Source organism: Bacteroidales bacterium, from assembly GCA_031275285.1.
Taxonomy (GTDB): Bacteria; Bacteroidota; Bacteroidia; order Bacteroidales; family UBA4181; genus JAIRLS01.
Window position 1 is genome coordinate 1 of sequence record JAISOY010000020.1, and the last position, 12,065, is coordinate 12,065.

Below are 12,065 nucleotides of genomic sequence, written 5' to 3' on the forward strand. Positions count from 1 at the left end.
TCCGAAATCAACAGGTCATCCAGTCCTTTAGGCTGATTGCGTAACTCTGAACTGCGGATAGTAGCAAAATAGATGTTGCGCTTCAAGTCTGAAAGTAGTTCCCTGCATTTGCACACCATGTCAAAAAATATTTTAGGTCTGCGAATCAGGTCGCGTTTTGCTTCAAAGTCTTTCAGGGATATTTGCCTGCAATCGCCGTCAAAAAGCAGGATAATATTTTTCACATCGCACTTTTTAATCAGTTTGATAACATCATCGTACATTGTTTGCGTTTCCTTGTCTTTTACATGCGTGATACTCGACAATCCGACCACATCCAATCCGCACAATGCGCCTTTTGCTGCTTTCAGGTAACCTTCGGTAAGCACTAATGTATGAATCGGTTCTCCTCTGGCATATTTATCACATACTGATATAGGGAAATAAGGATACGTGCCTGCACCTTTGGGAAGTAGATACTTCCGGGTTTGTTCCTTTCCTTCCTTGTCGATATACGTTTCGGGAAATTTAAGCCGAACAATTTGAAAAGGTTTGTAACGGTTGTAATATTCCTTTTCTTTGGGATCAGGCTTATAGGTAATAATCCGTTTATCAATATCATATACAATAATCTTGATATTTCCGTTTTCATCTTCCCCGAACAGTTGCGTATCGTGCCATGCGGTTAAATCGTGTATGGAAGGCCACAACAGGGGAACGGTATTTTGTTCTTCCGTAATGCCTAATTCTCCATAGATACGTTGTTCAAAATAACTCTGCGTACTCATCTTTTGCGCCCTCCTTCTTTACATCCTGCCAGTTCAATGGCAAGTTCGGCGTCAACGATTATTTTACGGCCAATCTGTTTGATGGCTGCATTGATTTTTCCGCTTTTCTTGATACGGTTGGCGGTAGGCAATGAACAATTGAATAATCGGGCAATGCCGCCAATACCGTATACATAGCGTTTTTCTTTATTCGGAGTCTCGGAAGCTGGATGGTTATTGTTCTGTGTTTCGAGAATGTTTTTAAGCTGTCCTACTGTGAGCATAGCTATTGGTGTGCTATCTGTAACTGAATAGTTCATAATATTTTTTTTACTTCAATTAACACCATGTACAATATCCGGCCGGTATATTGACATGATTTGATAGCAAAAGTATGGTCAGTGATATTGGCAGTGTTCGCATTTTGTGCAAACTTGCGCTTAATTGTGCAAACTTGTGCTTAATTGCGTTTATTTACGCTTAAAAGTGCCTAAATTCATGTAATCAATTAAAATGAAGCATTTTGTGTATTTAGTAGTAGCAAATATTATAACTATAATGAATAATTATCCAATTACTTGTTCAATCCATATATTTGATGTTGTAAATAAACAAAAAGAGAGAGACATTTAGTCCCTCTTTTAGTCCTTGTTTTGTGTATTTTGCTGACAATCAGCGTTTGTTGTAGTCCGTAGGGGATTCGAACCCCTATGGCAAGAATGAAAATCTTGAATCCTAACCCTTAGATGAACGGACCATTTTTTATGTCAAACGCCATTTTTCAATGGCGGTGCAAAGGTAACGACAAAATTTATATATGCAATACTTTCAATAAATATTTTTGATATTGTCCGTTATCTTTTTAATAAATTACAGATTATCAGCAATTTTTTTTGCGGTTTTCTGGAATTCTTCGGCAGTAAATTTCAGCTTTGGCCGGCTGAAATCGATGTCATGAACCCCCTGGATAGGGATCAGGTGTATATGGGCGTGTGGAACCTCCAATCCCACAACGGCCATCCCTATACGTTTACATGGAACCGATTTTTCAATGGCTTTAGCCACCTTTCTGGAAAAAAGCATGAGGCTGCTTAAACGGTCATCGCTCAGATCGAAGATATAATCCGTTTCCTCTTTAGGCACTACCAGTACATGACCTTCGGCAACCGGATTGATATCCAGGAATGCAAAGTTCTTGTCGTCTTCCGCTATTTTATAGGATGGAATCTCTCCGGCGATGATCTTTGAAAAAATACTGGCCATATCGATTGATTATCTGGATATTTCAAGTATTTCAAATTCCATCTTACCGGCAGGAACCTGTATTTCGGCGACCTCGCCGATTTTCTTACCCATCAGCCCTTTACCGATAGGGGTGGTGATGGCGATTTTGCCTTCCTTAAGATTAGCTTCCGATTCGGAAACCAGTAAATATTCAACGATCATATTGTTTTTCAGGTTCTTCAACTTTACTTTATTCAGGATTTGAACACTGGAAGTGTCAACTCTGGATTCATCCAATATACGGCTGTTACGGATATTTTCTTCTAATTTGTGGATCCGTGCTTCGAGTAATCCCTGGGCATCCTTAGCAGCATCATACTCTGCATTTTCCGACAGGTCTCCTTTGTCACGGGCTTCCGCAATCTGCCTTGATATGGCAGGACGTTCGATGTTGACTAATCGCTCAAGCTCCCTCTTCATCTTTTCGAGCCCTTCTTCCGTTACGTAAGAAACTTTAGCCATGATTTTTAATTTTTTAAATATGAGACAAAAAAAAAGAACTCCGGTGTCCCGGAATTCTTTTCCTAAGACATCAGATAATTATATTATACTTGTGAAAAAATTTTACTCGTCATTATACAAAAAAATAATTACTATTCCGCCTACTGTTTTAATGTGCTTTCTACTACTGTGAGTAAGATATCTTTTCAAATATCACACACACAAACAGATGATGAAATAGCAATTCCTTTTGCAAAGTAAAGGGATTGTTTTGAATAAAACAAATATTTTTTCAAAATTAACATTAAAACTACCCACGTAGAATTATCCTTATCAGGGTCGGTCATTTTTCATATATTTGGGTGTTTTTTCTAAAATAGGAAATGAAAAGTAACCCATATACATCCGGCTATTCTGAACTTTTAATGCGTGAGTTGTCCCGCACCAACATGGATTATGTGGCGCATTGCGTGGGTAATGATAAAGATTCTTTTGCCGGATTGATGGATATTGTACTGTATGGCAAACCACCTGTTGTACAACGGGCAGCATGGGCCATGACGGCCTGCCTTGAAAAATATCCCTATCTGATCGACCCTTATGTCGGTTTGTTAATAGAAAGACTCCCTATACTCAAACCTGACGGAGTAAAGCGACAAGTGGTCAAAGCATTGTCCGGCTTGGATATTCCGGAGGTTGCACAGGGAACTTTGGCGGATATTTGTTTCGAGTGGCTGCAATCGGCTGAAATACAGGTTGCTGTTAAGGTACATTGTATGCAGATACTGGCGAATTTGGTGACACAATATCCTGATCTTGCCACTGAATTGCAGGTAGCCATTCGTGAGCAGATTCCGAGAAATTCGGTGGCTTTTGCTTCAAGGGCTAAAAAAATATTGAGCCTGTTGGAGAAAAAAGATTCATCAAGTGTTTAACAATGAGTTTATTTTGGATTGTTAAATTTTATTTCAGTATCTCCCTATCGCATTTTTGATATTATTATGTTATATTTGTTTGAATAAAATTAAAACGGTTGCAGAATGAAAAAATCTCCTAAACTTTTTGTACTTGATACAAACGTCGTGTTGCATGATTACATGTGTATATATAATTTTCAGGATAATGACCTGGTCATTCCTATCGTGCTTCTGGAAGAGCTCGATAAAATGAAAAAAGGGAACGATCAGATCAATTATAATGCACGTGAATTTTCCCGTGAGTTGGATAAAATTGCCGGTGACGATATGTTTAACGGAGGTATACAATTAGGTAAGAAAATGGGCAAACTGACGATAGAGACCGGAAAGCCCTTTTCCCAGGAGCTGAAGAGGTCTTTTCCGGAAGAGACTCCCGACCACAGGATACTGGCCATTACTGAATACCTGAAAGAACATAATCCGGAAAGGCAGGTGATTCTGGTAACCAAAGATATCAATCTTCGTATGAAAGCCAAGTCGGTGGGTTTGCTGGCTCAGGATTACAAGAGCGATAAAGTAAAGAATCTGGAAGAATTGTATAAAACAGTTGAAACACACACATCATCTTCCGAACTGATCGCGAAATTATACGAAGACAATCATGGAGTACCCGCTAAGGAATTTAAAATAAAGCCGGCCAATCAAGGTAATGCTTATTATATCCTGAATGACGGTCAATCGACGGTTCTGGCTTTTTATGACAGTGCAAACGACCGTTTTGTCAGGGTCGATAAACATCGTTGCTTCGGGATCGAACCCCGTAATGCCGAACAAACGTTTTGTCTGGATGCGCTGTTACGTCCTGAATTACAGTTGATCGCCATTACCGGAAAAGCCGGAACAGGTAAGACATTACTGGCACTGGCGGCAGCTCTGGCCCAGAATGAACGGTACGCGCAGATATATCTGGCCCGGCCTATCGTTCCATTGGCCAACCGTGACCTGGGATTTCTTCCGGGCTCAGCCAAAGACAAGATAGAACCATATATGCAGCCATTGTTTGATAACCTGGGAGTAATCAAGCAACGCCTGAAACAAAACGGTGATGAGTTCCGGAAAATTGAAGAAATGCAGAAGAATGAGACTTTGGTATTGTCTGCATTGGCGTATATCCGGGGGCGCAGCCTGTCCGAAACCTTCTTTATTGTGGATGAAGCACAAAACCTGACCCCGCATGAAGTGAAAACCATCGTTACACGTGCTGGTGAAGGGACTAAGATCGTACTTACCGGGGATATTGAGCAGATCGACTCTCCTTACCTCGATTCCCAATCCAATGGCTTATCCTATCTGGCGGATAAAATGAAGGGGCAGCCTATTTTTACCCATATCAATCTTGTCAAAGGCGAAAGGAGTAAATTGGCGGAATTGGCAAGTAACCTTTTGTAGTGTTCTCTAAAAAATTGATCCATGGAAATTTCTGTCAGGGATATTTGCTCATACATTGAAGAGTTCGCTCCGCTGTCTTATCAGGAGCCATGGGACAATTGCGGACTGATTCTCGGTTCACCGGAACAGCCGGTCCAACAGGTATTGCTGACCATCGACGTGACCGAAGCCGTTGTTGCCGAGGCTGTCGAACTTCAGACACAGATGATTATCAGCCATCATCCGGTGATCCTTTCAGGAATCAAACGGTTAACCGGAAAAAATGACACTGAACGGGCTGTCATTTTGGCAATTAAACATAATATCGCTGTTTATGCGGCACATACCAATATGGACATCGTTTCCGGTGGTGTAAGTCATAAAATGGCACAAAAATTGAATTTATATAATGTAGAGGTACTTTCGCCGCGGGGTGTGGATTTAAGTAAGCTGGTAACATTTATTCCCAAAGATTATTATCCGAAAGTGAGTGGCGCTGTTTTCGAAGCAGGAGCCGGTCATATAGGTAATTATGATTCATGTGGGTATAGTGTTGCCGGAGAAGGAACCTTTCGGGCTTTGGGTGATCAGGTTAACCCCTTCGTGGGTAAACCGGGGGAATTCCATACAGAACCTGAGATCAGGTTTGAAACGGTATTCCCATCATACCTGAAGCATCAGATCATTGACGCTTTGCTTCGTGCTCATCCATACGAAGAAGTAGCCTATGATATTTATGGGTTACAAAATGAAAACCATCAGGCAGGGCTTGGAGTAGTCGGGATCTTATCCTCTCCGCTCAGTGAGCAACATTTTCTGGACTTACTGAAAGAAACATTCCTGGTGCCCGTTATCCGTCATACCCATCTTCGTGGAAGAGAGATACTCAGGGTAGCGTTATGTGGTGGAAGTGGGAGTTCTTTGCTGGGAGATGCCATCCGTAGTCATGCTGATGTTTTTGTGACGGCCGATTTTAAGTATCATCAGTTTGCAGAAGGCGAACACGATATCTTGATTGCCGATATGGGGCATTTTGAAAGCGAACAATATACAAAAGAAATTTTTCATGAAATACTTAAGAAAAAAATCCCTAATTTTGTGGTTCATTTTTCAAAAGTAAAAACCAATCCGATAAATTATATATAATAATAAATATGGTTGCAGAAAAAAGTAAAGTTTCCGAAGCACAGGATATGCCTATCGAGGATAAATTAAAAGCGTTGTATGATTTACAACAGGTACATTCCGAAATAGATAAGATCAATATCCTGCGTGGAGAGTTGCCGTTGGAAGTACAGGATTTGGAGGACGAGATTGCCGGTCTGCATACCCGCATAAAGAACCTTCAGGATGAAATGCAACAACTGGACACCGCTATTGCCAACAAAAAGAATGAAATCGTAACGGCGCAGGGGCTGATAAAGAAATATCAGGACCAGCAGAATAATGTCCGTAACAACAGGGAGTTTGAATCTTTGGCTAAAGAAATTGAATTCCAGACATTGGAAATAGAATTGTGTGAAAAGCGTATCCGTGAGTTTACAGCACAGAATGCAGAGAAACAGGAAGTCATAGATGCAGCAAAAACACAGTTGGATGAACAGGAAGTCGAATTGAAGAACAAACAGTCTGAACTATCTGAGATCACCTCAGATACTGAAAAGGAAGAAAAGTTGTTACAGAAAAAGGCAGCAGACCTGGAAGCCATGGTTGAGCCCCGTTTGATTACAGCTTACAAGCGTATCCGTGAAAATGCACGTAACGGATTAGCTGTGGTAACGGTACAACGTGATGCATGTGGCGGCTGTTTCGCTAATATTCCACCTCAACGCCAGTTGGACATTCGTTCCCGGAAAAAAGTAATCGTTTGCGAATATTGCGGACGTATTTTAATTGACAACCCCGAAAACGAAGATTGATCATTCGATTTTTCGTTTTCTGAACTTATCATCAATCATAACGGCCGTATTGTTCAATACGGCCGTTATGATTTGTAGAAGAATTATTCATTTAACTATGTTTATATATGAACCAATTATCCCGTAGGACTGCTATAAAGAAGGCATCAGCAGGCATTGCCGCTGTAACACTAGGCTTTTCAACACAAAATGCATGGGCGGATCAGATTTCGGATACTCCCTTGAAAGGTTATATCAAGCATTCTGTAAGTTACTGGTGTTATGGAAAATACCCATTAGAGGAATTTTCTAAGATATGTAAAGAAATAGGTATCCAATCCATTGAACTTCTTGGACCGAAAGAGTGGCCGGTGGTTCAGAAATATGGATTGACCTGTGCCTGTGCCAATGGTGCCGGATTAGGCATCGATAAGGGTTGGAATGATCCTTCACTACATGATAAGCTGGTAGCCAGTTATGAAGAAGTAATACCCCTGGTAGCCAGGGCCGGACTTACAAACCTGATCTGCTTTTCAGGACAGCGTCGGGGATTGACTGATGAGCAGGGTTGGGAAAACTGTGCCAAAGGATTGAAACGGATCATGAAAATAGCGGAACAACACAAAGTGGTGTTGATCATGGAGTTATTAAACAGCTATGGTCATAAGGATTATCAATGCGATCATACCGCCTGGGGCGTAGAACTATGTAAACGGATCGGAAGCGAAAATTTCAAATTGCTGTATGATATTTACCATATGCAGATCATGGAAGGAAATATTATTTCTAATATGACCCAGAATATCAATTATATCGGCCATATACATACAGGTGGGAATCCGGGTAGAAATGAGATTGACGAAACCCAGGAGTTGTATTATCCTGCCATCATGAGGGCCCTGGTGAAAACCGGATATAAAGGTTTTGTCGGACAGGAGTTTGTTCCTAAGGCTGTTGATTCGATCGCATCGTTAAAAAGATGCATTGAGATATGTGATGTATTTCCCGGATAATAGCAAACATATTACAATTTTATTTCGTAATAAACATTCATAAAATTATTGTTTCTGTTCGTGATTCTGCGAGTGAATCTTATGCTTTATTCGTAGAATTACGAACAATTTTTTATAATAAAAGAGGATTGAATCTTTCTTTATCAGGTTCTCCTTTTCACCGGATGAATATTTTTACTTACTTTGTATTTCACATTTTTCGAAGCATTTCATGAGTATACAGGAACAATTCAACCGTATATCAAAAAAATATGACAGTCAGAGGAAGGAACTTATCCCCTGTTTTGACGATTTTTATGGTATAGCTGTTGATAATCTGGAGGTTGATACATCCATACCGAAAATTCTTGATTTAGGGGCAGGAACAGGGTTAATGTCTCAGAAAGTACTGGAAAAATATCCTGATGCACGACTTACGCTGGTGGATATATCAGACGCCATGCTGGATGTTGCCCGGCAAAGGTTTGAACATATACCTGGTGTTTCTTTCCGGCATGAAGACCTGACTCATTTATCCCTGTCGGAAGAATATGATGCGGTTGTTTCTTCACTGGCTATCCATCATCTGCCGGATAATGACAAAAAAGACCTTTATGGGAAAATTTACAAAGGATTAAAACCGGAAGGTATTTTCGTCAATGCGGAGCAGGTGCTGGCGGATAATGCTTTCCTGCAGGACAGGTATGAGTCACGTTGGCAACAAGTTGTAGAACGATCTTCATTATCCCGGGAAGAGATCCGGGCCGCATACGAACGGGTAAAACTGGATAAAAGGACTCCGCTGGATATCCAGATGGACTGGTTGAAAAAATCCGGATTCCGTTATGTGGATTGTTTATATAAATATTATGATTTTGCCGTAATTTGGGCCAAGAAATAACACAAAAATCCATTAAATATGACACAGATAACCACCATTCTTTTTGATTTCGATGGAGTGATTTCGGATACGGAACCCCAATACGATATTTATTATTCTGCCCTTAATGAAAAATACCATTTAAATGTTCCTGATTTATCCTCTCATGCACGTGGTGTAACCATGAAGGATTTGCTCGATAAGTTTTTCCTTGATTTATCCGGAGAGGAGAAGAAAAAGGTCATCGAGGAATTCGAACAGTTTGAGTTGACGATGGATTATCCCCTTGTCCCCGGGGTGAAAGAATGGATACAATATCTGAAAGATAACCGTTATAAAATAGGCCTGGTAACCAGTTCCGATGAACCGAAGATGAAAGTGGTACTCAAAAAGCTTGTCTTGGAAAAAGATTTTGAAACGGTGATTACAGCTCAACAAGTAACAAAAGGAAAACCTGATCCGATGTGTTATTTACTTGCGGCAAAAAATCTTCATTCATCCCCATCCGAATGTATGGTATTTGAAGATTCCCTGGCTGGGATTGCAGCGGGAAAAAATGCAGAAATGAAAGTCGTAGGTGTTTCGACGACTTATTCTCCGGAAGAATTGAAACAATATGTACCTGATATTATTCCCGATTTTTCAGATTTGAATCGATTGAAGTCGTTATTGTAGAAAACCGGTCAGGATAAGGTGTCCTGATTTTTTGAAAAATCCAGGGTCATGCAAAAAACAGGTATGCCAGGGCAATTGCAGCAATAACACCTGCCAGGTCAGCCAATAAGCCGGCTGAAACGGCATACCGGGTTTTACGGATACCGACCGAGCCAAAATATAGGGCAATGATATAAAAAGTGGTATCAGCCGCTCCCTGGAAGAGACAGGAAAGACGTCCGACAAATGAATCGGCACCATAATGTTGCATGGATTCTACCATCATGGCCTTGGCGCCGCTTCCACTTAACGGTTTCATGAATGCTGTGGGCAAAGCAGGGACAAAATCGGTATTCATGCCTAGGGAAGAAAAAATATATCCCAATCCGTTGATGATATAATCCATAGCGCCTGATGCCCGGAATACGGCAATTCCGACCAGCATCCCTACCAGATAGGGGATAATTTTTATGGTTACCTCAAATCCCCCTTTTGCCCCTTCGATAAAAGCTTCATATACGTTGATTTTTTTGTACAATGCTCCGGCAATAAAAACTCCGATGATCAATATCAACAGCAAATTACTACCTACTTTGGATACTGTTTCGATCTGGTCTTTTTCCAGATTACTGATCCCCCATGTTATGCCGGCTATAGCAGCGACGATACCTCCCAGCCAGGCAAGTATGACCGGATCGAGTAAATTGATCCGTTGCCACATGGCTACTACCAGCATCCCTACTAAAGTCGAGATGGCAGTCGCCAGAAGGACAGGAATAAATATATCGGTAGGATTAGCCGCACCGAGTATGGCACGTTGAGCAATGATACTGACGGGTATGATGGTCAATCCGGAAGTGTTGATCACCAGAAACATAATTTGGGCATTGGAAGCGGTATCTTTCTTCAAATTCAGATCCTGGAGTCCCTGCATCGCTTTTAATCCTAATGGAGTTGCAGCGTTATCCAGCCCAAGCATGTTGGCCGAAAAATTCATCAACATTTGTCCGAAGACCGGGCTTTTTTTAGGTATTTCCGGGAACAGGCGGGTAAAAAAGGGACCCACTATCCGGGATAAAAAATTAACAGCACCGGCTTTTTCCCCGATGTTCATCAATCCCAGCCACAAAACCATTACACCCGTGAGTGGCAGGGCAATGTCCATTACAGCACTTTTTGATGCTGAAAATGTGCTGTCAATAATGGCTTTGAAGACATCAACATCACCGGCTACAAGAAAGCGGATAATCGCGACGACGAATGCCACCAGAAAAAAACCAACCCAGATGTAATTGAGCACCATATCTGTAGATGAATGAAAGAGCCATACAAAGGTATTTATTTCCCTGAAAAAACCAAATTACCTGATGTAGAGCCTTTTTAATGTGAGGTGCAGGACGGTAAAACCGATAAGCGCGGCACCACAGGATGCCAGTAAAATGGATAATTTTGCCTGATTGATGATGTCCGGATCGTTGAATGCAAGCAATGTGATGAAAATCGACATGGTAAAACCGATGCCGCCCAGTAACCCGATACCGATAATATGGTACCAGTTGACCAGCCGTGGTAGACAGCAAGCACCAAGCGATACGGCGATATAGCTGAATACAGTTATGCCGATAGGTTTTCCTATGATCAATCCCATGGATATACCGAGACTGTGTGGTTCCCGGACTATCGCAGATATTTCACAATTTACGGGGATGGCCGTATTTGCCAGTGCAAATAAAGGAAGAATGATAAAGGCCACCGGGTAATGGATGGCATGCTGAAGAATGTAAGAAGGTGATCTTTCCCCATTTCTGTTAAAAGGAATGGCAAATGCGAGTAACACTCCTGTTATGGTAGCGTGTACCCCGGAATGATGCATGAAATACCACATGGCTATTCCGCCGACTAGGTAAGGTATTAAGGAGTAGACCCTCAATCGGTTCAGGATGAGGAGCACTACGAATATTCCAAGAGCGATGAACAGATAGGATGCGATGAGCGATTGGGTATAAAATAAGGAAATAATAATAATGGCTCCAAGATCATCCACTACAGCCAATGCTGTCAGGAATATCTTTAAGGTCGGAGGAACCCTATTGCCCAAAAGGGATAGTATTGCTAAGGCAAAAGCAATATCTGTTGCAGTAGGAATACCTGTTCCCGATAGGGTAGGGGTTTCATAATTGAATAGCCAATAGATAGCTGCCGGAAAACACATACCCCCTAATGCCGCAGCCATGGGAAGGAGGGCATTTTTTAAGGTGGATAACTCTCCGCAATATATTTCACGTTCCAGTTCCAGTCCGATGAGAAGGAAGAAGATCGTCATCAGGGCGTCATTGATCCAGTGTTCTAGGCTCATGCCGCCAAGTGATATTTTCCAGAAATGGATATATTCATGTTGAGCAGAGGAATTTGCTAAGACCAACGAAATGACGGTACAAATAATCAAAATTAGTCCGGCTGTCTTTTCACTACGATAAAATTCTTTGAATAACCGGTGTATGATGAGCATCGGTAAAAAATGTTGATAGATTTTTCTGAAAAGCCCCTTAAAAAAGGAACGTTGATAATGTATTGTAAATAAAAAACCCGTTGAAAAAGAAAATCTTATTACAACGGGTTTTTATATGTCATATGCTTATATTTTATTTTTTACCCTGATTGGCAACAGCATTCATTTTTTTATTGATTTCTTCCGGATCACCCAGGAAATAATCTTTTACCAGTTTCATTGAATCATCGAATTCAAAAACATAGGGAACAGCTGTCGGAAGATTCAGGCTAATGATATCTGTATTAGAGATGTTCTTTAAGTATTTAATGATACC

Annotated in this window: 14 protein-coding genes; 7 read left to right on the forward strand and 7 right to left on the reverse strand. The window is 41.1% G+C overall.

Annotated elements, in window-relative coordinates:
- The 4 genes from LBQ60_01990 to greA all read right to left on the reverse strand — a co-directional run.
- Window positions 1–767, reverse strand: a 767-nt coding sequence (locus LBQ60_01990; protein MDR2036675.1) for a hypothetical protein, incomplete at its 3' end; no start/stop codon positions are given.
- A complete protein-coding gene (locus LBQ60_01995) occupies window positions 764–1,066 on the reverse strand; it encodes a DUF3853 family protein (protein ID MDR2036676.1) in 303 nt (100 codons plus the stop codon). The genes LBQ60_01995 and LBQ60_01990, both read right to left, overlap by 4 nt.
- Before the next feature lie 550 nt (window positions 1,067–1,616).
- Window positions 1,617–2,009, reverse strand: coding sequence for an HIT family protein (locus LBQ60_02000; GenBank protein ID MDR2036677.1), 393 nt, complete (start codon window positions 2,007–2,009; stop codon window positions 1,617–1,619).
- Window positions 2,010–2,018: 9 nt separating this feature from the next.
- Window positions 2,019–2,492: a transcription elongation factor GreA gene (gene greA, locus LBQ60_02005; protein MDR2036678.1), complete on the reverse strand. Its 474-nt coding sequence runs from the start codon at window positions 2,490–2,492 to the stop codon at window positions 2,019–2,021.
- Between the two features lie 362 nt (window positions 2,493–2,854).
- Here greA and LBQ60_02010 point away from each other — a divergent pair, with 362 nt between their 5' ends.
- From LBQ60_02010 to LBQ60_02040, 7 genes are all read left to right on the forward strand, one after another.
- Window positions 2,855–3,406: a hypothetical protein gene (locus LBQ60_02010; protein MDR2036679.1), complete on the forward strand. Its 552-nt coding sequence runs from the start codon at window positions 2,855–2,857 to the stop codon at window positions 3,404–3,406.
- Window positions 3,407–3,511: 105 nt separating this feature from the next.
- A complete protein-coding gene (locus LBQ60_02015; GenBank protein ID MDR2036680.1) occupies window positions 3,512–4,837 on the forward strand; it encodes a PhoH family protein in 1,326 nt (441 codons plus the stop codon).
- 27 nt (window positions 4,838–4,864) lie between these two features.
- Window positions 4,865–5,962: a Nif3-like dinuclear metal center hexameric protein gene (locus tag LBQ60_02020; GenBank protein ID MDR2036681.1), complete on the forward strand. Its 1,098-nt coding sequence runs from the start codon at window positions 4,865–4,867 to the stop codon at window positions 5,960–5,962.
- Window positions 5,963–5,970: 8 nt separating this feature from the next.
- Window positions 5,971–6,735 (forward strand): C4-type zinc ribbon domain-containing protein, encoded by a 765-nt coding sequence (locus LBQ60_02025; protein MDR2036682.1) that lies wholly within the window; start codon window positions 5,971–5,973, stop codon window positions 6,733–6,735.
- A gap of 107 nt (window positions 6,736–6,842) precedes the next feature.
- Window positions 6,843–7,727, forward strand: coding sequence for a TIM barrel protein (locus LBQ60_02030; GenBank protein MDR2036683.1), 885 nt, complete (start codon window positions 6,843–6,845; stop codon window positions 7,725–7,727).
- Window positions 7,728–7,938: 211 nt separating this feature from the next.
- The gene (locus LBQ60_02035; protein MDR2036684.1) at window positions 7,939–8,607 is read left to right on the forward strand and encodes a methyltransferase domain-containing protein; all 669 of its coding nucleotides are present in this window, start codon (window positions 7,939–7,941) and stop codon (window positions 8,605–8,607) included.
- Between the two features lie 18 nt (window positions 8,608–8,625).
- Window positions 8,626–9,261 (forward strand): HAD family phosphatase, encoded by a 636-nt coding sequence (locus LBQ60_02040; protein MDR2036685.1) that lies wholly within the window; start codon window positions 8,626–8,628, stop codon window positions 9,259–9,261.
- A 46-nt stretch (window positions 9,262–9,307) separates the two neighbouring features.
- On the opposite strand, the gene LBQ60_02045 is transcribed toward LBQ60_02040, so the two are convergent.
- The 3 genes from LBQ60_02045 to gpmA form a co-directional block, all read right to left on the reverse strand.
- Window positions 9,308–10,543, reverse strand: a complete 1,236-nt coding sequence (locus tag LBQ60_02045; protein ID MDR2036686.1) for a hypothetical protein — start codon at window positions 10,541–10,543, stop codon at window positions 9,308–9,310.
- A gap of 57 nt (window positions 10,544–10,600) precedes the next feature.
- Window positions 10,601–11,749 (reverse strand): Na+/H+ antiporter NhaA, encoded by a 1,149-nt coding sequence (nhaA, locus tag LBQ60_02050; protein ID MDR2036687.1) that lies wholly within the window; start codon window positions 11,747–11,749, stop codon window positions 10,601–10,603.
- Window positions 11,750–11,882: 133 nt separating this feature from the next.
- Window positions 11,883–12,065: 2,3-diphosphoglycerate-dependent phosphoglycerate mutase (gene gpmA, locus LBQ60_02055; protein ID MDR2036688.1), on the reverse strand; the 183-nt coding region annotated here is incomplete at its 5' end.

Excerpts from the sequence above, each read along its gene's own strand:
- LBQ60_01995 (MDR2036676.1), bottom strand. The coding sequence starts at position 1,066 with ATGAACTATTCAGTTACAGATAGCACACCAATAGCTATGCTCACAGTA.
- LBQ60_02000 (MDR2036677.1), bottom strand. The coding sequence starts at position 2,009 with ATGGCCAGTATTTTTTCAAAGATCATCGCCGGAGAGATTCCATCCTAT.
- greA (MDR2036678.1), bottom strand. The coding sequence starts at position 2,492 with ATGGCTAAAGTTTCTTACGTAACGGAAGAAGGGCTCGAAAAGATGAAG.
- LBQ60_02010 (MDR2036679.1), top strand. The coding sequence starts at position 2,855 with ATGAAAAGTAACCCATATACATCCGGCTATTCTGAACTTTTAATGCGT.
- LBQ60_02015 (MDR2036680.1), top strand. The coding sequence starts at position 3,512 with ATGAAAAAATCTCCTAAACTTTTTGTACTTGATACAAACGTCGTGTTG.
- LBQ60_02025 (MDR2036682.1), top strand. The coding sequence starts at position 5,971 with ATGGTTGCAGAAAAAAGTAAAGTTTCCGAAGCACAGGATATGCCTATC.
- LBQ60_02030 (MDR2036683.1), top strand. The coding sequence starts at position 6,843 with ATGAACCAATTATCCCGTAGGACTGCTATAAAGAAGGCATCAGCAGGC.
- LBQ60_02035 (MDR2036684.1), top strand. The coding sequence starts at position 7,939 with ATGAGTATACAGGAACAATTCAACCGTATATCAAAAAAATATGACAGT.
- LBQ60_02040 (MDR2036685.1), top strand. The coding sequence starts at position 8,626 with ATGACACAGATAACCACCATTCTTTTTGATTTCGATGGAGTGATTTCG.
- LBQ60_02045 (MDR2036686.1), bottom strand. The coding sequence starts at position 10,543 with ATGGTGCTCAATTACATCTGGGTTGGTTTTTTTCTGGTGGCATTCGTC.
- nhaA (MDR2036687.1), bottom strand. The coding sequence starts at position 11,749 with ATGCTCATCATACACCGGTTATTCAAAGAATTTTATCGTAGTGAAAAG.